Here is a 23117-nt window from a genome sequence, read left to right as displayed (position 1 = left end):
CGTGACGAAGACGATCCGCAACCGACGCCTGCGCTACAGCATCGTGATGCTCGCCGTGATCGCCCTCGTCGGGGTGTTCGTGGTGCGGCTCGTCGACATCCAGGTCGTCCAGGCGTCCGAGCTGAACAAGGCGTCGGCCCAGAAGCGCAGCATCCCCGTGACGATCTACGGCACCCGGGGGTCGATCGTGGACCGCAACGGCACCGAACTCGCCGACAGCGTCACCCGGTACAACATCACGACCTCGCCGCGTCTGGTCAAGCAGTTCAAGGGCAAGCTCGGTGGCACCCGCATCAAGGACGTCAGCGTCGGCGCCGCCCTCAGCGCGTTGGCGAAGGCCTCCGGCGGCGACGTCGCGACCATGCGGAAGAACATCGCCGCGAACCCGAAGTCGGACTTCGCCTACCTGGTCAAGGGCCTCGACGTGCAGCACTACGAGGCCGTGCGGGCACTCGGCATCCCCTGGCTGTACCCGGAGCCACAGGCGGCGCGGGTGTACCCGACGGGTGCGACCACGGGCAACCTCACCGGCTTCATGGGCACCGACGGTGCCCAGGCCGGCCTGGAGTACTCCTACAACCAGTGCCTGGCGGGCACCAACGGGTCCGAGACGTACGAGCGCGGCGAGGACGGTGTGCAGCTCCCGGGCAGCACCGTGACCACGAAGAAGGCCAAGGACGGCGGCACGCTCGAGACCACGATCGACAGCGACCTGCAGTACATGGCGCAGCAGACCATCGCGTCCGCCGCCAAGACCCTGCAGGCGGAGTCCGCGACGGCGACGGTCACGAGCGTCAAGACGGGTGAGCTGCTCGCGGTCGCCGACTACCCGACGGTGGACCCGAACGACGTCGACGCCACGACCGACAAGGGTGCCTTCGGTTCCCGTGCCCTGACGGCGTCGTACGAGCCGGGCTCCACGATCAAGGCCGCCATCGCCGCCGCGCTGCTCGACCAGGGCAAGTCGAACCCCACCGACCAGGCCGTCGTGCCGTACTCGCGCACGTTCCCCTGGGGTGGCACGATCCACGACTCGGAGTTCCACCCCACCGAGAACCTCACGCTGACCGGCATCCTGCAGAACTCGTCGAACGTCGGCATCACCGAGCTCGGCGCACGGCTGACCGCCCAGCAGCGCTTCGACTACATGAAGAAGTTCGGGCTGTTCGAGCCGGAGACGGCCATCGACTACCCGGGCCAGCCCTCGATGGACTACGGCACGAGCCCGAACTGGGACCAGCAGACGAACATCAACTCGATGTTCGGTCAGGGCATCTCGACGACGGCCGTGCAGGTCGCGAGCGTGTTCCAGACGATCGCGAACGACGGTGTCCGGATCCCGCTGCACTTCGTCAAGGGCTGCACCACGGCCGACGGCAAGACGATCGACGCGCCCGACGTGCAGAAGCAGCGGGTCGTCTCCGCAGCCGCCGCCACGCAGGTCACCGGCATGCTGCAGAGCGTCGTCACGGGTGGCACGCTGGTGGGCATGAAGCCGATCTCCGGCTACAACATCGCCGCGAAGACGGGGACCGCCGAGGTGGCCGAGGGGTCGCAGGGCTACGGCGGTCAGCGCATCACGTCGGTGGCCGGAATGGCACCCGCCGAAGACCCCCAGTATGTTGTCACGGTGACGTTCACGAAGCCGCAGACCAACAAGTGGTCCAGCGGAGCGGCTCCGGCGTTCCGCACACTCATGTCCCAGGTGCTCGAGAAGTACCGAGTAGCCCCCTCCGCGTCCGAGGCGAAGCTCTACCCGTCCACGTGGTGAGGAAGAAGGAACACTTGTCCGCACGGATCCCCCCGGTCCTCCGACCCGAACACCCGACCCCGAGGGCCGTCTCCGAACTCGCCAACGCGTTCGGTCTGCGAGTCGTCGGCTCGGTCGACAGCATCGAGACCACCGGTGTCACCCTGAGCGCCACCGAGGTGCAGCCGGGTGACCTGTTCGTCGGCGTGCACGGTGCGAACCGGCACGGCGCACAGTTCGCGACGGAGGCCGCCGAGCGCGGCGCCGTCGCCGTCCTGACCGACCAGGACGGCGTCGCACTGGTCGAGCCGTCCGGGCTGCCGGTGCTCGTCGTCGACGACCCCCGCGCCGCCCTCGGCGACGTCGCGGCGTGGGTCTACCGCACGCACCCCGACGAGGCCACCGACCTGCCGCAGCTGTTCGCCGTCACCGGTACGAACGGCAAGACGAGCACGTCCTACATCCTCGAGGGAATCCTCAAGCAGCTCGGCCTGGTCACCGGCCTGAGCTCGACCGCCGAGCGCCACATCGGTTCACTCAGCGTGACGAGCCGCCTGACCACGCCCGAGGCCAGCGAGATGCACGCGCTCCTCGCCCGCATGCGCGAGAGCGAGGTCCGTGCGGTCGCCGTCGAGGTCAGTGCCCAGGCCCTCAGCCGGCACCGCGTCGACGGCATCGTCTTCGACGTCGCGGCCTTCACGAACCTGTCGCACGACCACCTCGACGACTACGCCGACATGGAGGAGTACTACCAGGCGAAGCTCCCGCTGTTCCAGCCCGAGCACGCCCGTCGCGGCGTCGTCTCGCTGGACACCGACTGGGGCCACCGCGTGGTGCAGGACTCCCGCATCCCGGTCACCACGATCACCGTGCACCCCGACGTCGAGGCCGAGTGGCACGTCGACATCGTCGAGGCACACGCCGCCTACACCGAGTTCCGTCTGACCGGCCCCGAGGGCCGCGAACTGACCACCCGTGTGCCGCTGATCGGATGGCACATGGCGGCGAACGCGGCACTCGCGATCGTCATGCTCGTCGAGGGCGGGTTCGAGCTGGGTGCCATCGCGCACGCGCTGGAGAGCAACCACCGCCGCTACCCCGACGAGGACGACGCGAGCGAACGTGACGGCGAGACCGACCGCGTCTCCGCCATCGAGTGCTACCTGCCCGGCCGCACCGAGCGTGTCTCCGGCGAGCACGGCCCGAGCGTCTACGTCGACTTCGGCCACAGCGCCGACGCCTTCGAGAACACCCTCGCCGCGGTCCGGCAGTTCACCTCCGGCAAGGTCCTCATGCTGTTCGGCGCCGACGGCGACCGCGACACCACGAAGCGCGGCGACATGGCCCGCGTGGCCGCGGCCGGCAGCGACATCCTCGTCGTCACCGACCACCACCCCCGCTTCGAGGACGCCGCGTCGATCCGGAAGACCCTGGTCGACGCCGCACGTGCGGCGTACCCCGACCACGAGATCCACGAGGTCAGCCCGCCCGAGGCCGCGATCCGCACGGCCGTTGGCCTGGTCGGCGAGGGGGACTCGATCCTCTGGGCCGGCCCGGGTCACCAGGACTACCGCGACATCCAGGGCGTCCGCACGCCGTACTCCGCCCGCGACGAGGCCCGTGCGGCCCTGCGCGAGGCCGGCTGGGAGCCGAACTCCGGTCCGGCGGAGGACGTCCGATGATCGCCATGACCCTCGCCGAGATCGCCACCGCGGTCGGCGGCGAGCTGATCGGCGGCGCGCAGGCGACCGACGTCGCCGAGCCCGGCGACCTGGTCGTCGAGGGCTCGGTCGAGACCGACTCCCGCCTGGTCCGCCCCGGCAGCGTCTTCTTCGCCCTGCCCGGTGAGGTCACCGACGGTCGACGCTTCGTGCCCGCAGCGGTCGACGCCGGTGCAGCCCTGGTGATCACGCCCGAGCGTGTGGACACCACCGCGCCGCAGATCGTCGTCACCGACGGGTACGAGGCCCTCGCCGCGCTCGCACACGAGGTCGTCACGCGCGTCCGGATGAGCACCGCGGACCGCGTCGACGCCGACGGTCGCCCGGCGCCCCTGCGGGTCGTCGGCATCACCGGCTCGAACGGCAAGACGAGCACGAAGAACATGCTCCGCACGATCCTCGAGCAGCACGGCGCGACCGTCGCGCCCGAGGGCTCGTTCAACAACCACGTCGGCGCACCGATCTCGATGCTCCGCGTCACCTACGACACCCGGTACCTGGTGGTCGAGATGGGTGCGAGCGGCGTCGGCCACATCGCCAAGCTCGTCTCGATCGCCGAGCCCGACCTCGGCGTCGTCCTCAAGGTGGGCCTCGCGCACGCCGGCGAGTTCGGCGGCATCGAGGCGACGCAGCGCGCGAAGTCCGAGATGGTCACCGACCTGCCCGCGACCGCCACGGCCCTGCTCAACGTCGACGACGACCGCGTCGCGTCGATGCGCGACCTGACGGCCGCGCGCGTGGTGGGCTTCGGCACGTCTGCCGAGGCCGACTACCGCATCACCGGCATCGAGACGGACCGCAGCGGCACCCGCTTCACCCTCACCGCGCCTCCAGGACAGCCTGGAGGCCCGGATCACGTCGACGTGCGCCTCGCGATCCTGGGTGAGCACCACGCCATGAACGCGTCCGCCGCGCTCACCGTGGCCCACCTGTGGGGCGTCCCGCTCGCCGACGGCGCCGCGGCGCTCGCGTCGATGACGCGCGCCGAGCGCTGGCGCATGGAGCTGCTCCAGGGCGGCCCCGAGGGCGTCACCGTCATCAACGACGCGTACAACGCGTCGCCCGACTCCACCGCGGCTGCGCTGCGGACCCTGGCGCAGATCGTGCGCCCGGGGGAGCGGACCGTCGCCGTGCTCGGTGAGATGGCCGAGCTCGGTGAGTACTCCGTCGAGGAGCACGACCGCATCGGTCGGCTCGTCGTCCGCCTCGGCATCGGACAGCTCGTGGTCGTCGGCAGCGGCGCGATGCCCATCCACCAGGCCGCCACCCTCGAGGGATCGTGGGACGGCGAGTCCGTGTACATCGAGGACGTCGACGACGCCGTCCGTGCCATGCAGGAGATGCTCCGCCCCGGCGACGTCGTCCTCGTCAAGTCCTCGAAGTCTGCCGAACTGCGATTCCTCGGCGACCGCCTCGGAGGTGTCACCGAATGATCGCGCTCCTCATCGCCGGCGCCACGTCGCTGGTGTTCACGTTGCTGCTCACCCCGTCCTTCATCAAGCTCTTCCACCGTCTCGGGTGGGGTCAGTTCATCCGTGACGACGGTCCGCAGTCCCACCACACCAAGCGCGGGACCGCCACCATGGGCGGCATCGTCCTGATCATCGGTGCGGTGATCGGGTACTTCGTCGGCCACCTGGTCGGGCGTGACTCGATCACGCTGTCCGGCCTGCTCGTGCTGTTCCTGATGGTCGGGCTCGGGTTCGTCGGCTTCATCGACGACTTCCTCAAGGTGCGCCGTCAGCGGAGCCTCGGGCTCGGCGGCTGGGCCAAGATCCTCGGCCAGGTCATCGTCGGCGTCATCTTCGCCACGATCGCCCTGGTCGTGCCGACGTCGAACGGCAAGCCGCCGGCGTCCACGATGATCTCGGCGATCCGCGACGTGCCGTGGCTCGACTTCATGGCGCTCGGCACCGTCATCGGCACCGTGCTGTTCCTGGCCTGGATCGTCCTGCTGACGGTGTCCACGTCGAACGGCGTGAACGTGGCCGACGGGCTCGACGGCCTGGCCACCGGGTCGAGCATCCTGGCGATCGGCTCGTACGTCATCATCGGCTTCTGGCAGTCGAACCAGATCTGCGGCGGGGCACGGCTCGACTCGAACACCGCCCACGCCTGCTACACCGTCTCGAACCCGCTCGACCTCGCCGTGGTCGCGGCCGCGGTCTGCGGTGGGCTCATCGGGTTCCTCTGGTACAACACCTCGCCGGCGCAGATCTTCCTCGGTGACACCGGGTCGCTCGGCCTCGGCGGTGCCCTGGCCGGCCTCGCGATCCTCAGCCGCACCGAGCTGCTGCTCATCCTCATCGGTGGCCTGTTCTTCATCGTCACCGGCTCCGTCATCCTGCAGCGGGCCTACTTCAAGATCACCCACGGCAAGCGCATCTTCCTGATGAGTCCGCTGCACCACCACTTCGAACTGAAGGGGTGGGCCGAGGTGACCGTCGTCGTCCGCTTCTGGATCATCGCCGGGCTCTTCGTCGCGGCGGGGGTCGGACTCTTCTACCTCGAATGGATCGCACGCGTTGGTTGACCCGGTGTCCTCGCCGTCCCGCCTCCAGTCCCTCGACAGCTGGTACTCCGAGGGGTGGAAGGGGCTCAACGTCGCCGTCCTCGGCCTCGGTGCCACCGGGTTCTCGGTCGCCGACACGCTCGTGGAGCTCGGCGGCGAGGTGACGGTCTACTCGTCCGACGCCCCCGCCGACAGCGTCGAGCTGCTCGACGTGATCGGTGCCCGGTTCCTGCAGACGCCGCTCGACACCGTGCCGGACGCCCTCGTGCAGCAGGCACCCGACGTCGTCATCGTGTCGCCGGGGCTGCCCCCGCACAACGCCACCGTGCAGTGGTCGGTGACGAACAGCACCGTCTGGGGCGACATCGAGCTCGCCTGGCGCGTGCGCGACAAGGTCGTCCGCGGCCCGGTCGCGGCCCCCTGGATCACGATCACGGGCACGAACGGCAAGACGACGACGACACAGCTCACCACCGCGATGTACGAGGCCGGCGGCCTGCGTGCCGTCGCGTGCGGGAACATCGGCGTGCCGGTGCTCGACGTCGTCCGCGACCCGGTCGGCTACGACGTGCTCGTCGTCGAGCTCTCGAGCCACCAGCTGCACTACGCGGCGACGTCCGGTGACGGCGCCGTGGTGCCGCTCGCGAGCGCCTGCCTGAACATCGCCGACGACCACCTGGAGTGGCACGGCTCCGCCGAGGCGTACCGCGCGGCGAAGGCCAAGGTCTACGAGCGCACCGTGATGGCGTGCGTCTACAACACCTCGGACGAGGCCACCCGGCAGATGGTGCAGGAGGCCGACGTGGTCGAGGGCTGCCGTGCGGTCGGCTTCACCCCCGGCGTCCCCGCTCCCGGTGACGTCGGCATCGTCGAGGACGTCCTGTGCGACCGGGCCTTCAACGAGGACCGCCGCAACAGCGCGCTCGAGCTGTCGACCATCGCCGACCTCGAGGCCGCCGGGCTGGCCAGCCCGCACATGACCATGAACGTCCTTGCCGCCGCTGCCCTGGCCCGTGCCGGCACCGTCCAGCCGAGCGCCATCCAGTCGGCCGTCCGGGCGTTCCGCGCCGACCACCACCGCACCGAGCTCGTCGCCCGGGCGGACGGCATCACCTGGGTCGACGACTCCAAGGCCACGAACCCGCACGCCGCCACCGCGTCGCTCGCGTCGTTCGACACCGTCGTGTGGATCGTCGGCGGTCTGTTCAAGGGCGTCGACGTCGACGGGCTGGTCGAGCGCTTCGGCCCCGGCGTCCGCGCCGTCGTGGTCATCGGCACCGACCGGACCCCGGTCCTCGAGGCATTCGCGCGACACGCGTCCACGGTCCCGGTGCTCCAGGTGGAGACGACGGACACTGATCAGGTCATGCGCGAGGCGGTCCGGCATGCCGCATCGGTCGCGAGGCCGGGCGACACCGTCCTCCTCGCCCCGGCGGCGGCGTCGTTCGACCAGTTCGGCTCCTACGCCGACCGGGGGCAGCGTTTCGCGGCCGCGGTCAACGAGCACCTGGGAGGAGAAGTCGATGGCGACGACACCGACGGATCTTCCGAACAGCCGTAACGGCCGGACCGCGACGACCCCACGACGGACGAACGGCGCGATCGTCGCCGTCAAGAACGTCTTCGTCGCGGAGTCCAGCACCTTCTACACGATCCTCGGCGTCACGCTGTTCCTCGTCGTCTTCGGCGTCGTGATGGTGCTGTCCTCGTCGAGCGTCGAGGAGTACGCGGCGACCCACGACTTCTTCGGGGCGGCGTCCCGCCAGGGCCTGTACGCCGTGCTCGGCGTGCCGCTCATGCTCATCGCCAGCCGGGTCCCGACCCGGATCTGGCGGAAGTGGGCGATGCGGCTGCTCGGTGCGGCGCTCGTCCTGCAGCTGCTCGTGTTCACCCCGCTCGGCATCGACATCCAGGGCAACCGGAACTGGATCGAGCTCGGCTCGTTCACCGCGCAGCCGTCCGAGGTCGTGAAGCTCGGGCTGGTGCTCGGCATCGGCGCCATCATCTACGTCAAGCGCGACAAGCTCGACGACTGGAAAGAGGTGTTCATCCCGATCGGGATCGCCTCGATGCTCTCGCTCGGGCTCGTCGTCCTCGGTGGTGACCAGGGCACCGCGATGGTCATGCTCATCCTGGTGTTCGGCGCGCTGTACATCGGCGGCGTCCGCGCCCGGCACCTGCTCGTCGGCCTCGTGGCGTTCGCCGTGATGCTGCCCTTCGTGACGATGGCCTCGGCCTCGCGCTCGACCCGCATCAGCGCCTGGCTGTCGGGATGCACCGACACCAGCCAGTACCAGGACATCTGCTGGCAGCCCGTGCACGGCATGTGGGCGCTCGCGTCCGGCGGCGTGTTCGGCGTCGGCCTCGGCAACTCGAAGGCGAAGTGGTCGTGGCTGCCCGAGGCGGACAACGACTACATCTTCGCGATCATCGGCGAGGAGCTCGGCCTGATCGGCGCCGTCGTGGTGCTCAGCCTGTTCGTGGTGCTCGCCGTCGGCATGATCAAGATCATCCGGCAGTCCCGCGACCCCTTCGTGAAGACGGTCACCGGTGGCATCCTCGCGTGGATCATCGGCCAGGCGCTCATCAACATCGCCGTCGTGCTCGGCCTGCTGCCCGTCCTCGGTGTGCCCCTGCCACTCATCTCAGCCGGTGGATCGGCCCTCATCATGACCCTGGTCGCGATCGGCGTCGTGCTCTCCTTCGCCCGTGACCTGCCCGGCAAGAACGACCCCGGCCTGACGAACGCCCCACTCGGCCGGACCTCCACGAACGGATCACTGCGGTGAGCAAGTACCTCTTCGCCGGCGGCGGCACCGCCGGCCACGTCAACCCCCTGCTCGCGGTCGCCGACCGGCTGACCGAGCGGGAGCCCGGCGCTGAGGTGCTCGTGCTGGGCACCGCCGAGGGCCTGGAGTCCCGTCTCGTGCCGATGCGCGGCTACGAGCTGCTGACGATCCCGCGCCTGCCGTTCCCGCGGAAGCTGAACGGTGCCGCCCTGCGCTTCCCGCAGCGGTTCGCAGCGGCGGTCAAGCGGACCGAGCAGATCATCCGCGACCACGAGATCGAGGTGGTCCTCGGTGTCGGTGGCTACGCGGCCGCTCCGGCGTACATCGCCGCCCGCCGCACCGGCACCCCGATCGTCGTGCACGAGCAGAACGCCAAGCCCGGGCTGGCGAACCGCCTTGCCGCATTCCTCACCGAGCACGTCGGCCTGACCTTCTCGAACACGCGCCTGCGCCACGGCCGCGTCGTCGGCATGCCGCTCCGTCGCGAGATCGAGTCGCTCGACCGCCGCGCCGTCCGGTCCGAGGGGCTCGCCGAGTTCGGGCTCGACCCGGACCGACCGGTGCTGCTCGTGACCGGTGGCTCCTCGGGCGCACGGAGCATCAACCGGACGATCAACAAGTCCGCCGCCGCCATCGTCGGAGCCGGCTGGCAGGTCCTGCACGTCGTGGGTGCCGCGTCGGACATCGGCCCGAGCGACCTCGACGGCTACCACGTGCTGCCCTACTGCGACCGGATGGAGCTGGCGTACGCGGCGAGCGACTTCGTCGTGTCGCGCTCCGGTGCCGGCATGGTGTGCGAGCTGACCGCCGTCGGGCTGCCGAGCGTGCTCGTGCCGTACCCGGTGGGCAACGGTGAGCAGCGCCACAACGCGAAGGACGTCGTCGACGCCGGGGGAGCCGTCCTGGTGGCCGACGGGGAATTCGACCAGGACTGGGTGACGTTCCAGCTGCTGAGCATCCTGCAGGACCGCTCCCGCATCGCGGACATGACCGTGCGGGCGGGCAGCGTCGGCCACCGCGACGGCGCCGACCGGATGACCGACCTGGTCCTCGACGCCGCGAAGCAGGCCCCCAGCACCACGGAGGAACGATGACCATCAAGCCGGACCTGACCCAGCCGATCCCGGACGACCTGGGCACGGTGCACTTCGTCGGCATCGGCGGAGCGGGCATGAGCGGGATCGCGCGGATGTTCCTCGCCGCCGGGCACCGCGTGACGGGCAGCGACTCCCGCGAGACGGAGACGACCGGCACGATGCGCGATCTCGGCGCGACCGTGCACATCGGTCACGACGCGGCGAACGTCGGCGAGGCCGACACCATCGTCGTCACGAGCGCCCTCTGGCCCGACAACCCGGAGCTCCTCGAGGCGCAGCGCCGCGGTCTGCCGGTGCTGCACCGCTCGCAGGCCCTCGCCGCCCTGATCGCCGAGCACCGCCTGGTCGCGGTCGCCGGTGCGCACGGCAAGACCACCTCGACCGGCATGATCGTCACCGCGATGGTCGATCTCGGCCTCGACCCGAGCTTCGTCAACGGCGGCGTCATCCAGTCCCTCGGCACCAGCTCGGCCCCGGGGTCCAGCGACCTGTTCGTGGTCGAGGCCGACGAGTCCGACGGCTCGTTCCTGCTCTACGACGTCGCCGTGGCCCTGATCACCAACGTCGACGCCGACCACCTGGACCACTACGGCAGCGAGGAGGCCTTCACCGAGGCCTTCGTCGAGTTCGCCGCGAAGGCGAGCGAGCGCGTCGTCATCTCGAGCGACGACGCCGGTGCGAAGACGGTCACCGCCGGCATCCGCCAGCGCCCGGACGCCCCGGAGATCGTCACCTTCGGCGAGGCCGTCGACGCGGACGTCCGCATCGAGGGCATCACCGAGTCGGCTGGTGTCGAGGTCGACTTCCGCGCCGGTGGCGAGGCGTACCACCTGACCCTCCGCGTGCCCGGCCGGCACAACGCGATCAACGCCGTCGGCGCCTTCGCGGTCCTGACCGGCCTCGGCGTCGCCCCGGCCGACGCGGTCCGCGGGCTCGAGGCGTTCGGTGGCACCCAGCGCCGCTTCGAGCTCCACGGTGTCGAGCGCGGCGTCTCGGTCTACGACGACTACGCGCACCACCCGACCGAGGTCGCCGCGGCGCTCAAGGCCGCCCGCAACGTCGTCGGCGACGGTCGCATCATCGCGATCCACCAGCCGCACCTGTACTCGCGCACCCGCCTGATGGCCGGCGACTTCGCCAAGGTGTACGAGGAGCTCGCCGACCACACGGTCGTGCTCGACGTCTACGGTGCCCGCGAGGACCCGGAGCCCGGCGTGACCGGTGCCCTGGTGCAGGAGCGCTTCGCCGACCAGTCGCGCGTCGAGTTCCTGCCCGACTGGGACGAGGCGGCGGCCCGCGCGGCCGCGGTCGCCCGTGACGGTGACATCATCATGACGCTCAGCTGCGGCGACGTGTACCGGATCATCCCGCAGGTGCTCGGCGCCCTGGGCACCGACGGAGCGTCGTCCCGGTGAAGCGCCCCGAGGGGTTCGACGAGGGGGACGCCCGCAGGGACGCCCCGGCCGAGGCCGCGGAAGCGCCCCGGCAGCGTCGTGGTCCCTCGAAGCCGCGGCTGCCGTTCCGCGGACGCGTCGTCGACGACCGGGAGGCCCGTCCCGCGTCCGACGAGTCGGCTGCGGCCGTCGAGACCCCGGCCCCCACCACCCCGGGCAGCACTCCGGCACCCGGTTCCTCCGGCACGCGCCCCCCAGCGGTCGGTGCGCCCCCGAGCGTCGGGGCGCGACGACCGTCCGCGGGCGCGGATCCGACCACGGATGCCGCCGACTCGACGCGCGACCGCGTCGGCGCGTTCGCCGGTGCCGCCGGACGCCGGTTCGGCGCCGGGCTCTCCACCGTGGCCGACCGCCTGCGCGAGTACACGCCGAACGAGGACCACCGGGACCCGGAGGCCGACCGTCGCGACGCGGAACGCCGAGCGGCCTCGAGCGGTGGAGCCGACCACGACGCGACCGTGACCGACGTGCTCGACGCGGGCAATGCCTCCCGGACCGACCAGCACACCGAGGCGCCCATCGGGGCGCGGGTGCGCGCTGCCGAGACCGCCCGCGAGGCGCGCATCGCGAAGCGGCGCCGCCGGCTGCTCGAGCGTGCCGAGGTCCGCCGGTTCACCCGGCGCAGCCGGCACCGTCGCGCCGCGTGGATCACGGCGGCGAGCGTCGTCCTGGTGCTCGGGGTCTCGATCCTCGTCGCGGTGTTCTCCCCGCTGATGGCGCTCCGCACGATCGAGGTCAAGGGCACGAACCGCGTCGACGAGTCCGCGCTCCGCCAGGCCCTGTCCGACCAGATCGGCACGCCGCTGGCCCGGCTCGACTTCGACGCGATCAAGCGGGACGTCGCCGGGTTCCCGCTCATCGAGAGCTACGTGACCGAAGAGGCCCCGCCCCACACGCTCGTCGTCACGGTGACCGAGCGCACGCCGGTGGTCGCGGTGCGCTCCGGCAGCACCTTCGACCTCGTCGACCCCGCGGGCATCGTCGTGCAGTCGTCGCCGAAGCGCCCGGCGACGATGCCGCTCGCCGACATCGCCCGCGCGCGCCTGGGGTCCTCGAGCTTCCGCACGATGACCGAGGTCGTGCTGGCGCTGCCCTCGACGGTCCGGGCCCAGGTGACGCGCGTCGCCGGGTCGACGGCCGACGACGTCACCCTGACCCTCAAGGACGGCTCGACCGTCGTGTGGGGGAGCCCGGACGACTCGGTCGCGAAGGCCGAACTGCTCGCCGCGCTGGTCAAGGACCACGCGGCACGGAACCCCGGCGTCGTCGTCGAGTACGACGTCTCGGCACCGGACAACGGCGTGATCCGCGCCAAGGACTGAATTGCCGGACCTGATCGGCGACACGCGGCGTGGCGGGGCGACACTGCGCCGAACGCACCCGTAGCGTCGGAGCCAGCACCACAACTACCAGCATTGCCCCTGAACTTCAAGTAGAGGTTGAGGGTTCTACCGGAGGCCTGACTGACGTGACCACGAACCACAACTACCTCGCCGTCATCAAGGTCGTCGGTGTCGGCGGCGGCGGCGTCAACGCCGTCAACCGCATGATCGAGCTCGGTCTCCGTGGGGTCGAGTTCATCGCGATCAACACCGACGCCCAGGCGCTGCTGCTCAGCGACGCCGACGTCAAGCTCGACGTCGGCCGCGAGATCACCCGCGGCCTCGGTGCCGGCGCGGACCCCGAGGTCGGCCGTCGTGCCGCCGAGGACCACGCCGAGGAGATCGAAGAGGCCCTGGCCGGCGCCGACATGGTCTTCGTCACCGCGGGCGAGGGCGGCGGCACCGGCACCGGTGGTGCACCGGTCGTCGCGCGCATCGCGAAGTCCATCGGCGCACTGACCATCGGTGTCGTCACGAAGCCCTTCAGCTTCGAGGGCAAGCGCCGCCAGTCGCAGGCCGAGAACGGCGTCGCGGGCCTCAAGGACGAGGTGGACACGCTCATCGTCGTCCCGAACGACCGCCTGCTCGAGATCAGCGACCGCGGCATCTCCATGGTCGAGGCGTTCGCCACGGCCGACCAGGTGCTCCTCGCCGGTGTGCAGGGCATCACCGACCTCATCACGACCCCGGGCCTGATCAACCTCGACTTCGCCGACGTCAAGAGCGTCATGCAGGGTGCGGGTTCCGCGCTCATGGGCATCGGCTCGTCGCGCGGCGCCGACCGTGCGATCAAGGCGGCCGAGCTCGCCGTCGCGTCGCCGCTGCTCGAGGCCTCCATCGACGGTGCGCACGGCGTGCTGCTGTCGATCCAGGGTGGCTCGAACCTCGGCATCTTCGAGATCAACGACGCCGCGCGTCTGGTGCAGGAAGCCGTGCACCCCGAGGCGAACATCATCTTCGGTGCGGTCATCGACGACACCCTGGGCGACGAGGTCCGCGTGACCGTCATCGCCGCGGGCTTCGACGGCGGCGAGCCGGCGCAGCAGCAGAAGGAACGTCGTTCGAGCTACGTCGACCCGGAGTCGAGCGCAGCGGCGCCCGTCGCCGCCTCGACCGGCGCGATCGAGGACTCCACCACGTCGAGCCCGTCCTGGGCCTCGCAGGAACACCAGCCGCCGGTGCAGCGCGCCGCCGACCCGGCGTTCGACGACGACGACGAGCTCGACGTCCCCGACTTCCTCAAGTAACCCACCCTTGGTAGCCGACACGCGCCTCCAGGCCTCGTCCCACGACGACGGACTGGAGGCGCGCGTTGCGTCCGTCAGGAGCGGCATCGCCGACGCGGCGCGAGCCGCAGGGCGCTCGCCCGACGAACTCACGCTCGTCGTCGTCACGAAGTACCACCCGGCGTCACTCGTGCGCGAGCTCGCCGCACTCGGCGTGACGGACGTGGGGGAGAACCGCCACCAGGAGGCGCAGGCGAAGGCCGCCGAACTGACGGACCTCGGCCTGACCTGGCACTTCGTCGGGCAGCTGCAGTCGAAGAAGGCCCGGCAGGCCCGTCGGTACGCCCGCGTCGTGCAGTCGCTCGACCGTGGTTCCGTCGTCGACGCGTTCGCCCCGACCGAGGCCGAGCCGGAGCCGCCGGTCATCGACGGCTTCGTCCAGGTGAACCTCACCGACGACCCCGGGCGTGGCGGGGTGCAGCCGGACGACGTCGAGGCGATGGTGGCCCGTGTCCTGGCCACCGGGACCATCCGACTGCGGGGTGTGATGGCGGTCGCGCCCCTGGACGAGGAGCCCCGAGCCGCCTTCGCCCGACTCCGCTCGATCTCCGAACGGGTCGTGTCGCTCGAGCCCGGCGCCACCGACATCTCGGCCGGCATGAGCGGGGACTACGCCGAGGCGATCCTCGAGGGCGCGACACACCTGCGGATCGGCACCGCAATCACGGGAAACCGGCCGCCCGCACCCTAGCCTCGTTGCAGGGCACCACGAGCACGAACCCCGGAGGAACCATGGCCAACCCGCTGAAGAAGACGATGGTCTACCTCGGCCTCGCCGATGAGGAACTCGACTACGAGGACGAGCAGCAGGCCGAGCCCGCGCGCCAGCAGGCAGCCCCTGCTCGCCAGGCCGCAGCGGCTGCTCCGGCGCCCGCTGAACCACAGGAAGCCCCCGCCGCGGCAGCAGCCCCGGCGGCCGCTCCCGCAGCGGCGCCGGCTCCCACCAAGACGCACACCCACCAGCGCGGCGCCCAGGTCACTCCGCTCCGCCGCTCGCACACGACCGCACAGAAGGCGACCCCGGTCCAGGAAATGAACGAGATCCTCACCGTCCACCCGCGCGAGTACAAGGACGCCCAGTCCATCGCCGAGAGCTTCCGCGACGGCATCCCCGTCATCATCAACCTCTCGCAGATGACCGAGGGTGACGCCCGACGCATGATCGACTTCGCCTCGGGGCTGTCGCTCGGCCTGTTCGGCAAGATCGAGCGCGTCACGAACAAGGTCTTCCTCCTGTCGCCGGCCCACGTCGCAGTGAGCGGTGAGCCCGCTGAGGTAGAGTCCGACATCGAGGCGAACTTCTTCGCCCAGTCCTGAGCCGTACCCGGCACACCCGCCCCTGAGCGTCGTCTGACGACGCTCGCCCGAGACGAGCGAGCCCCATCGTGTCCGTGATCCTAGGGATCATCTCCCTCGCGTTGCTCCTGTACTTCTTCGTGATGTGGGGGCGCTTCGCGCTCGACCTCGTGCAGAGCTTCAACCGTTCCTGGCGACCGCGCGGGGGCATGCTCGTGGTGTCCGAGTTCGTCTACACGGTCACGGATCCGCCCATCCGAGCGGTGCGACGGGTCCTCCCGCCGCTCCGCCTCGGGCCGGTGGCGCTCGACTTCGGCTGGACGATCGTGATGCTCGTCGTCATCATCGCCCGGTTCGTGGTCGCCGCTCTGGCACGCGGTATCTGAGCGGACTCCCGTCCGCGACACGCGCCACGCCCGGCGCAGGTCACGGTTCCGCCCCATCGTCGGTGTACGGTGGTCGGGATCGATGCCCGCTCCGGTGGCGCATCCGCACCGCACGGTACGACTGGTAGATTCGGTCGCACCGCACGCGGTTCCACACGTTCAGCAGTTCTATTGAGGTGACGGCAATGGCTTTGACGCCGGAAGACGTAGTCAACAAGCGGTTCCAGCCGACGAAGTTCCGCGAGGGCTACGACCAGGACGAGGTCGACGACTTCCTCGACGAGGTCGTGGTCGAGCTCCGTCGCCTGACCGCGGAGAACGACGAGCTCCGTCAGCGCCTGCAGGCGGCCGAGTCGGCCCCGCAGCCGGCGCAGGCCGAGCAGCCCGCTCCCGCAGCCGAGCCGGAGCCCACGCCGGCTCCGGTCGAGGCAGCACCGGAGCCCGCTCCGGTCGCCGCGGCGGCTCCGGCCACGACGGTCCCCGCCGACGAGGACACCGAGGGCACCACGAACCTCCTGACCCTGGCGCGTCGTCTCCACGAGGAGCACGTCCGCGAGGGCATCGAGAAGCGCGACGCGCTCATCGCCGAGGGCACGGCCCAGGCGGCTCGCCTGGTCTCCGAGGCCGAGGCGAAGCAGCGCCAGATCATCGCCGACACCGAGAACACGAACCGTCAGCGTGTCGCGGTGCTCGAGCAGGAGCAGCGCCAGCTCGAGGGCAAGATCGACGAGCTCCGGACCTTCGAGCGCGACTACCGTGCGCAGCTCAAGAGCTACATCCAGGGTCAGCTCTCCGAGCTCGACACCTCGGGCGAGCAGTCCGGTCTCACTCCGGCGCCGGCTTCGGCGCAGGGCTTCGGCAACTGACGTTGTCGCGACCAGCATCACGAGCGAAGGTCAGTGTCCGCGCGATCGCGGCACTGGCCTTCGCCGCTGTCGTGGTGGTGGCGTTCGACCAGGTCGCCAAGACGCTGGTCGTCGCGAACCTGCCCTACGGCACCCCCGTCCCGGTCCTCGGCGGGGCGTTGCAGTTCCTGTACGTCCGGAACCCGGGGGCCGCGTTCTCGTTCGCGGTGAACATGACCTGGGTGTTCTCGGTCATCTCGGCCGCGGTCGTCGTAGCGATCATCGTGTACTCGCGTCGCATCCGGTCGATGTGGTGGGCCATCGTGCTCGGCATGCTGCTCGGCGGCGCGCTGGGCAACCTGCTCGACCGGCTCTTCCGTGAGCCCGGCTTCGGTCGTGGCCACGTCGTCGACTTCATCTCGACGCCGTGGATGATGCCGGCGATCTACAACGTCGCCGACTCCTTCATCTGCATCAGCATGGTGGTCTTCGTGCTGCTGGTGATCCTCGGCGTGAACCTCGACGGCACCCGCACGCTCTCGGCCAAGCGCCAGGCGCAGCTCGACGCGGCGCAGCCGGTGTACGCGGCGGAGCCGCTCGACGGTGGGGCCGCGTTCTCGTCGACCGATGCCGCTCTCGACGAGCCGACTCGCGCCTCCAGGCCGGACGACCGCGACCGTCGCGACACGCTGGGCCACGACGCCACGTGATCGAATCGCGTTCTCTTCCCGTGCCCGACGGGCTCGCCGGTGAGCGCGTCGACGCCGCCATCGCCAAGCTCCTCGGCTTCAGCCGGTCGTTCGCGGCCGACGTCGTCGCAGCCGGTGGCGTCCGCGTCGACGGTGTCCCCGTCGACAAGTCGGATCGGCTGCACGCCGACTCGTGGCTCGAGGTCGAGTGGACCCCGAAGGAGCCGCCGCGCATCGTGCCGGCGGCCGTGCCGGGCATGACGATCGTGCACGACGACGAGGACATCGTCGTGGTGGACAAGCCCGTCGGTGTCGCCGCGCACCCCTCGCCGGGGTGGGACGGTCCGACCGTGCCCGGGGGCCTCGCCGCCGCCGGGTTCACCATCGCGACCTCCGGCGCCGCCGAACGCGCCGGGATCGTGCACCGCCTCGACGTCGGGACGTCGGGCCTGATGGTCGTCGCGAAGACCGAGTTGGCGTACACGCACCTGAAGCGGGCGTTCAAGGAGCGCACGGTCGAGAAGGTCTACCACGCACTCGCGCAGGGCCACCCCGACCCGACCTCGGGCACGATCGACGCCCCCATCGGGCGGCACCCGTCGAGTGACTGGAAGTTCGCGGTCACGTCGGAGGGCAAGCCGAGCGTCACCCACTACGAGACGCTCGAGGCCTTCCGTGCCGCCACCCTGCTCGAGGTGCACCTGGAGACCGGGCGCACCCACCAGATCCGGGTGCACATGGCTGCCACACGCCACCCGCTCGTCGGGGACACGATGTACGGCGCCGACCCGGTGCTGGCGACCGAGCTCGGGCTGACGCGCCAGTGGCTCGACGCCGTCCGGCTGGGCTTCGACCATCCCCGCACGGGCGAGTGGGTGTCGTTCGAGGCGCAGTACCCGGAGGACCTGCAGGCAGCGCTGGAGCAGATCCGGAGCGCGTCGCTCTGACGCGCCCGGGCGCTTGCGCTGAGTGGTCACGAACTGTCGGCTGAGGCGCTGTCCGGCGACGCTTTCTGCGCCGGCGGCGGCCGGCGTGCGGCGTGTCCTGCCCTCTCGGCGCGGCGCCCCGCGCGTGTCGCGACCCGGTGCCGGTCTGGAGGCGCGGTGCGGCGCCGCCCCGCGCCTCCCGTCCGCCGCGCCTGGGCGCTTGTGCCGAGGGGTCAGGAACTGTCGGCTGGGGCACCATCAGGCGACGCTTTCTGCGCCCGCGGCGGAGCGCGCGCGGCGTGTCCTGACCCCTCGGCGGGGCGCCCCGCGCGCGTCGTGACGCGGTGCCGGTCTGGAGGCAGGGTGCGGGCCCGCCCCGCGCCTCCCGTCCGCCGTGCCCGGGCGCTTGCGCCGAAGGGTCACGAACTGTCGGCTGCGGCGCCGCCAAGCGACGCTTTCTGCGCCCGTGGCGGAGCGCGCTCGGCGTGTCCTGCTCTCTCGGCGGGGCGCACCGCGTGCCCAGTCCGCGGTGCCCGGGCGCTTGCGCCGAGGGGTCACGAACTGTCGGCTGCGGCGCCGCCAAGCGACGCTTTCTGTGCCCGTGGCGGCATGCGCACGGCGTGTCCTGCTCCCTCGGCGGGGGCCCCGCGCGTGTCGCGACCCGATGCCGGTCTGGAGGCGCGCTGCGGCCCCGCCTCGAGCCTCCTGCCCGGCACGCCCGGGCGCTTGCGCCGAAGGGTCACGAACTGTCGGCTGCGGCGCCGCTAGGCGACGCCTTCCGCCCGCGCGGGGGAGCGCGTGCGGCGTGTCCTGCCCCCTCGGCGGGGCGCCCCGCGCGTGTCGCGACCCGGTGCCGGTCTGGAGGCGCGGTGCGGGCCCGCCCCGCGCCTCCCGTCCGTCGCGACGCGCGCGGGAATGTGGGCGGCCGCGGTTAGGCTGTTCCCACCCCGCAGCACACCGTACGAACCGGAGGTTCCGTGTCGGATTCCGACTCCTTCGTCCACCTGCACGTGCACAGCGAGTACTCGATGCTCGACGGTGCCGCCAGGCTCTCCGACCTCGTGGCGGAGACCGCCGCGCAGGGGATGCCCGCCGTGGCGGTGACCGACCACGGCAACATGTTCGGCGCCTTCGAGTTCTGGAAGGCCGCCAAGGCCGGTGGCGTCAAACCGATCATCGGGACCGAGGCGTACATCACGCCCCGCACGCACCGCTCGGACAAGACCCGTGTGCGCTGGGGTGACGGCGGGGGCGACGATGTGTCGGGCGCCGGCTCGTACACGCACATGACGATGTTCGCCGAGAACACGACGGGCATGCACAACCTGTTCCGGCTGTCGTCCAAGGCGTCGCTCGAGGGCTACTACTTCAAGCCCCGCATGGACATCGAGCTCCTGCAGGAGTACCACGAGGGCATCATCGCCACGACGGGCTGCCCCTCGGGGGAGATCCAGACACGTCTGCGTCTCGGCCAGTACGACGAAGCGGTGCAGGCCGCCGCCGACTACCGCGACATCTTCGGCAAGGAGAACTACTTCGCCGAGGTCATGGACCACGGCCTCGAGATCGAACGCCGGATCATGAGCGACCTGATCCGTCTGGCGAAGGACCTCGACATCCCGCTGGTCGGCACCAACGACCTGCACTACACGCACGCCCACGACGCCAAGTCGCACGCGGCACTGCTCTGCGTGCAGTCCGGTTCGACGCTGAACGACCCGAACCGCTTCAAGTTCGACGCGGACGAGTTCTACCTGAAGACCCCGGCGCAGATGCGGCACGTCTTCCGCGACAACCTCGAGGCCTGCGACAACACGCTGCTCATCGCCGAGCGCTGCAACGTGGAGTTCGACACCTCGGCCAACTACATGCCGAAGTTCCCGGTGCCCGAGGGCGAGACCGAGCACTCCTGGTTCGAGAAAGAGGTCGCGAAGGGGCTGGACTACCGGTACCCGGACGGCATCTCGAAAGAGGTGCAGGACCGCGCCGACTACGAGGTCGGCATCATCAACCAGATGGGGTTCCCGGGCTACTTCCTGGTGGTCGCGGACTTCATCAACTGGTCCAAGAACAACGGCATCCGCGTCGGTCCGGGTCGTGGCTCCGGCGCCGGCTCGATGGTGGCGTACGCGATGCGCATCACCGACCTCGACCCGATCCGGCACGGCCTGATCTTCGAGCGGTTCCTCAACCCGGACCGCGTCTCGATGCCCGACTTCGACGTTGACTTCGACGACCGGCGCCGCGGTGAGGCGATCAAGTACGTCACCGAGAAGTACGGGTCGGAGCGCGTCGCGCAGATCGTCACGTACGGCACGATCAAGGCGAAGCAGGCGCTCAAGGACTCCTCGCGCGTCCTCGGGTTCCCGTTCGGCATGGGCGAGAAGCTCACGAAGGCGATGCCGCCGCCCGTGATGGGCAAGGACATCCCGCTCACCGGGATCTTCGACAAGGACCACCCGCGCTACAAGGAAGCCGTCGACGTCCGCACCGTGGTCGAGACCGACCCCGAGGCGAAGACCGTCTTCGACACCGCGCTCGGGCTCGAGGGGCTGAAGCGCCAGTGGGGCGTGCACGCTGCCGGCGTCATCATGTCGAGCGACCCGCTCATCGACATCATCCCGATCATGAAGCGGGAGCAGGACGGCCAGATCGTCACGCAGTTCGACTACCCGGCAGCGGAGTCGCTCGGCCTGATCAAGATGGACTTCCTGGGGCTCCGCAACCTCACGATCATCAGTGACGCCCTCGACAACATCAAGACGAACCGGGGGACCGAGCTCGACCTCGAGAACATGGGGCTCGAGGACCCCGAGGCGTACGCGCTCCTGCAGCGCGGTGACACCCTCGGTGTGTTCCAGCTCGACGGTGGGCCGATGCGTGGCCTGCTGCGGCTGATGAAGCCCGACAACTTCGAGGACATCTCCGCGCTCATCGCCCTGTACCGCCCGGGGCCCATGGGTGCGAACTCGCACACGAACTACGCGCTCCGCAAGAACGGCGAGCAGCCGATCACGCCGATCCACCCGGAGCTCGAGGAGCCCCTCAAGGACATCATCGGCACGACCTACGGCCTGATCATCTACCAGGAGCAGGTCATGGCCATTGCGCAGAAGGTCGCCGGGTTCTCCCTCGGCCAGGCGGACATCCTCCGCCGCGCGATGGGCAAGAAGAAGAAGTCCGAGCTCGACAAGCAGTACGCGGGCTTCCAGCAGGGCATGAAGGACAACGGGTACTCCGACGCGGCGATCAAGACGCTGTGGGACATCCTGCTGCCCTTCTCCGACTACGCGTTCAACAAGGCGCACTCGGCGGCCTACGGTGTGGTGTCCTTCTGGACCGCGTACCTCAAGGCGCACTACCCGGCCGAGTACATGGCGGCGCTGCTGACGAGCGTCGGCGACGCCCGCGACAAGCTCGCGCTCTACCTGAACGAGTGCCGCCGGATGGGCATCAAGGTGATGCCGCCGGACGTCAACGAGTCGATCGGCTTCTTCGCCGCAGTCGGCGACGACATCCGCTTCGGCATGGGTGCCATCCGCAACGTCGGGTTCAACGTCGTCGACGACATCGTCAAGGCGCGGACCGAGAAGGGCGCCTTCGAGTCGTTCCACGACTTCCTGCGCAAGATCCCGATCTCGTCGGCGAACAAGCGCACGGTCGAGTCGCTCATCAAAGCCGGTGCCTTCGACGAGTTCGGCGACACCCGCCGAGCCCTGGTGGAGATCCACGAGGGCGCGGTCGAGGGCGCGGTGAAGGTCAAGCGCGACGAGGCCCACGGCAACGTCGGGTTCGACTTCGACTCGCTCTTCGCCGAGGCAGCCGAGGACACCCCGAGCGCCGCGGTGTCCCAGGTGCCGGACCGTCCGGAGTGGTCCAAGCGCGACAAGCTGGCCTTCGAGCGGGACATGCTCGGGCTCTACGTGTCCGACCACCCGCTCGCCGGGCTCGAGATCGAACTCGCGAAGCACCAGTCGATCACCATCGCCGACCTGCTCACCGCCGACGACTCGATCGAGGGCGAGACGGTCACCGTCGCCGGCCTGCTGACGAGCGTGCAGCACCGGGTGGCGAAGACGAGCGGCAACCCGTACGGCATCGTCGACATCGAGGACTTCGGCGGCCAGATCGGCGTGATGTTCCTCGGCAAGACGTACCAGGAGTTCGGCCCGTCCCTGGTGCCCGACTCGATCGTCGTCCTGCGCGGCCGCGTCAACGTCCGCGACGACGGCAAGGCCCTGCACGCGGTGAGCATGTTCCAGCCGAACGTCGGCGACGCGATGGGCTCCGGCCCGCTCACCCTGTCGCTGCCGGAACGCCAGGCGACGACGACCACGGTGACGGAGCTCGCCGCCGTGCTCGGCCGCCACCAGGGGGACACCGAGGTCCGGCTGAAGCTGCTCAAGGACGACGTCGCGCGCACGTTCGAGCTGCCGTTCCCGGTGAACCTGACCCCCGACCTGTTCGGCGAGCTGAAGAGCCTGCTCGGACCCCGCTGCCTGGTGTAGGTGCGTCGACCATGGCCGGTCACCGGATCTTCGGGACGCCCGTCGCGGACGTCTACGGGCACTACCTGGCGAAGGTGGAGCGGAAGGGCCACACGAAGGCGGAGCTCGACACCGTCATCGAGTGGTTGACCGGCTTCGACGACCGGGCGCTCGCGCAGCACCTGGCCGACCGCACCACGTTCCAGGACTTCTTCGCCAGCGCGCACCTGAACCCGAACGCCCCGCTGATCACCGGGGTGATCTGCGGGGTGCGGATCGAGGAGCTCGACGACCCGCTCATGCGGCAGATCCGGTACCTCGACAAGCTCGTCGACGAGGTCGCCAAGGGTCGACCGATGACGAAGATCCTGCGGACCGCGTGACCGACGGCCAGCCGGCACCACCGGATCCCGGAGTGCTCGCCGCGTTCGGTGGGGGAACAGCCACACCGGTGCCACTCGTGGGCGGCCGCGGCCGCTCCTGGCGGGCGGGCGACG

General features: G+C 70.3%; 18 protein-coding genes. All 18 read left to right on the top strand.

Translation table 11 applies throughout. The features are described 5' to 3' along the window. The first annotated feature begins 1 nt into the window (after position 1). The 18 genes from DEJ21_RS15365 to DEJ21_RS15280 all read left to right on the top strand — a co-directional run bounded on the left by DEJ21_RS15365 (position 2) and on the right by DEJ21_RS15280 (position 23003). On the top strand, positions 2 to 1771 hold the full coding sequence (locus DEJ21_RS15365) for a penicillin-binding protein 2 (RefSeq protein ID WP_111225172.1): 1770 nt from the start codon (positions 2 to 4) through the stop codon (positions 1769 to 1771). 14 nt (positions 1772 to 1785) lie between these two features. Then, the gene (locus tag DEJ21_RS15360; RefSeq protein ID WP_111225171.1) at positions 1786 to 3432 is read left to right on the top strand and encodes a Mur ligase family protein; all 1647 of its coding nucleotides are present in this window, start codon (positions 1786 to 1788) and stop codon (positions 3430 to 3432) included. Then, entirely contained in the window at positions 3429 to 4904 is a 1476-nt protein-coding gene (gene murF / locus DEJ21_RS15355; RefSeq protein ID WP_111225170.1) for a UDP-N-acetylmuramoyl-tripeptide--D-alanyl-D-alanine ligase, read from the top strand. The genes DEJ21_RS15360 and murF overlap by 4 nt, the downstream gene beginning before the upstream one ends. Next, positions 4901 to 6004 carry a phospho-N-acetylmuramoyl-pentapeptide-transferase gene (gene mraY, locus DEJ21_RS15350; protein ID WP_111225169.1) on the top strand — a complete coding sequence of 368 codons (1104 nt, stop codon included), beginning with the start codon at positions 4901 to 4903 and terminating at the stop codon, positions 6002 to 6004. The genes murF and mraY overlap by 4 nt, the downstream gene beginning before the upstream one ends. Before the next feature lie 4 nt (positions 6005 to 6008). After that, a complete protein-coding gene (gene murD / locus DEJ21_RS15345; RefSeq protein ID WP_111225168.1) occupies positions 6009 to 7544 on the top strand; it encodes a UDP-N-acetylmuramoyl-L-alanine--D-glutamate ligase in 1536 nt (511 codons plus the stop codon). Then, on the top strand, positions 7507 to 8772 hold the full coding sequence (ftsW, locus tag DEJ21_RS15340; protein WP_111023105.1) for a putative lipid II flippase FtsW: 1266 nt from the start codon (positions 7507 to 7509) through the stop codon (positions 8770 to 8772). The genes murD and ftsW overlap by 38 nt, the downstream gene beginning before the upstream one ends. Further along, complete coding sequence (gene murG / locus DEJ21_RS15335; protein ID WP_111225167.1) at positions 8769 to 9866, top strand: undecaprenyldiphospho-muramoylpentapeptide beta-N-acetylglucosaminyltransferase; 1098 nt, start codon at positions 8769 to 8771, stop codon at positions 9864 to 9866. Before ftsW ends, murG begins: the two co-directional genes overlap by 4 nt. Further along, positions 9863 to 11284 carry a UDP-N-acetylmuramate--L-alanine ligase gene (gene murC / locus DEJ21_RS15330; protein WP_111225166.1) on the top strand — a complete coding sequence of 474 codons (1422 nt, stop codon included), beginning with the start codon at positions 9863 to 9865 and terminating at the stop codon, positions 11282 to 11284. The genes murG and murC overlap by 4 nt, the downstream gene beginning before the upstream one ends. Continuing rightward, positions 11281 to 12645 (top strand): FtsQ-type POTRA domain-containing protein, encoded by a 1365-nt coding sequence (locus DEJ21_RS15325; protein ID WP_111225165.1) that lies wholly within the window; start codon positions 11281 to 11283, stop codon positions 12643 to 12645. The genes murC and DEJ21_RS15325 overlap by 4 nt, the downstream gene beginning before the upstream one ends. A gap of 146 nt (positions 12646 to 12791) precedes the next feature. Beyond that, on the top strand, positions 12792 to 13952 hold the full coding sequence (gene ftsZ, locus DEJ21_RS15320) for a cell division protein FtsZ (protein ID WP_027465251.1): 1161 nt from the start codon (positions 12792 to 12794) through the stop codon (positions 13950 to 13952). Between the two features lie 7 nt (positions 13953 to 13959). Further along, complete coding sequence (locus DEJ21_RS15315; RefSeq protein WP_111225164.1) at positions 13960 to 14682, top strand: YggS family pyridoxal phosphate-dependent enzyme; 723 nt, start codon at positions 13960 to 13962, stop codon at positions 14680 to 14682. 41 nt (positions 14683 to 14723) lie between these two features. Then, entirely contained in the window at positions 14724 to 15308 is a 585-nt protein-coding gene (locus tag DEJ21_RS15310) for a cell division protein SepF (protein ID WP_071405422.1), read from the top strand. Between the two features lie 68 nt (positions 15309 to 15376). Then, entirely contained in the window at positions 15377 to 15673 is a 297-nt protein-coding gene (locus DEJ21_RS15305) for a YggT family protein (protein WP_084741074.1), read from the top strand. A gap of 185 nt (positions 15674 to 15858) precedes the next feature. Next, positions 15859 to 16539 carry a DivIVA domain-containing protein gene (locus DEJ21_RS15300; RefSeq protein ID WP_071405424.1) on the top strand — a complete coding sequence of 227 codons (681 nt, stop codon included), beginning with the start codon at positions 15859 to 15861 and terminating at the stop codon, positions 16537 to 16539. Positions 16540 to 16541: 2 nt separating this feature from the next. After that, positions 16542 to 17228, top strand: a complete 687-nt coding sequence (gene lspA / locus DEJ21_RS15295) for a signal peptidase II (RefSeq protein ID WP_258375096.1) — start codon at positions 16542 to 16544, stop codon at positions 17226 to 17228. Next, entirely contained in the window at positions 17228 to 18154 is a 927-nt protein-coding gene (locus DEJ21_RS15290) for an RluA family pseudouridine synthase (protein WP_111225182.1), read from the top strand. The genes lspA and DEJ21_RS15290 overlap by 1 nt, the downstream gene beginning before the upstream one ends. A gap of 1007 nt (positions 18155 to 19161) precedes the next feature. Continuing rightward, complete coding sequence (gene dnaE / locus DEJ21_RS15285; RefSeq protein WP_375342407.1) at positions 19162 to 22641, top strand: DNA polymerase III subunit alpha; 3480 nt, start codon at positions 19162 to 19164, stop codon at positions 22639 to 22641. An 11-nt stretch (positions 22642 to 22652) separates the two neighbouring features. Next, the gene (locus tag DEJ21_RS15280; protein ID WP_111225162.1) at positions 22653 to 23003 is read left to right on the top strand and encodes a DUF2200 domain-containing protein; all 351 of its coding nucleotides are present in this window, start codon (positions 22653 to 22655) and stop codon (positions 23001 to 23003) included. The last annotated feature ends 114 nt before the right edge of the window (positions 23004 to 23117 follow it).

The organism is Curtobacterium sp. MCSS17_006 (genome assembly GCF_003234215.1).
GTDB classification, from domain to species: domain Bacteria; phylum Actinomycetota; class Actinomycetes; order Actinomycetales; family Microbacteriaceae; genus Curtobacterium; species Curtobacterium flaccumfaciens.
Note: the sequence above shows the minus strand (reverse complement) of the source record. Positions and strands in the feature narration are given on the sequence as shown.

Excerpts from the sequence above, each read along its gene's own strand:
- murF (WP_111225170.1), top strand. The coding sequence starts at position 3,429 with ATGATCGCCATGACCCTCGCCGAGATCGCCACCGCGGTCGGCGGCGAG.
- mraY (WP_111225169.1), top strand. The coding sequence starts at position 4,901 with ATGATCGCGCTCCTCATCGCCGGCGCCACGTCGCTGGTGTTCACGTTG.
- ftsW (WP_111023105.1), top strand. The coding sequence starts at position 7,507 with ATGGCGACGACACCGACGGATCTTCCGAACAGCCGTAACGGCCGGACC.
- murC (WP_111225166.1), top strand. The coding sequence starts at position 9,863 with ATGACCATCAAGCCGGACCTGACCCAGCCGATCCCGGACGACCTGGGC.
- DEJ21_RS15310 (WP_071405422.1), top strand. The coding sequence starts at position 14,724 with ATGGCCAACCCGCTGAAGAAGACGATGGTCTACCTCGGCCTCGCCGAT.
- DEJ21_RS15300 (WP_071405424.1), top strand. The coding sequence starts at position 15,859 with ATGGCTTTGACGCCGGAAGACGTAGTCAACAAGCGGTTCCAGCCGACG.
- dnaE (WP_375342407.1), top strand. The coding sequence starts at position 19,162 with ATGCTCGACGGTGCCGCCAGGCTCTCCGACCTCGTGGCGGAGACCGCC.
- DEJ21_RS15280 (WP_111225162.1), top strand. The coding sequence starts at position 22,653 with ATGGCCGGTCACCGGATCTTCGGGACGCCCGTCGCGGACGTCTACGGG.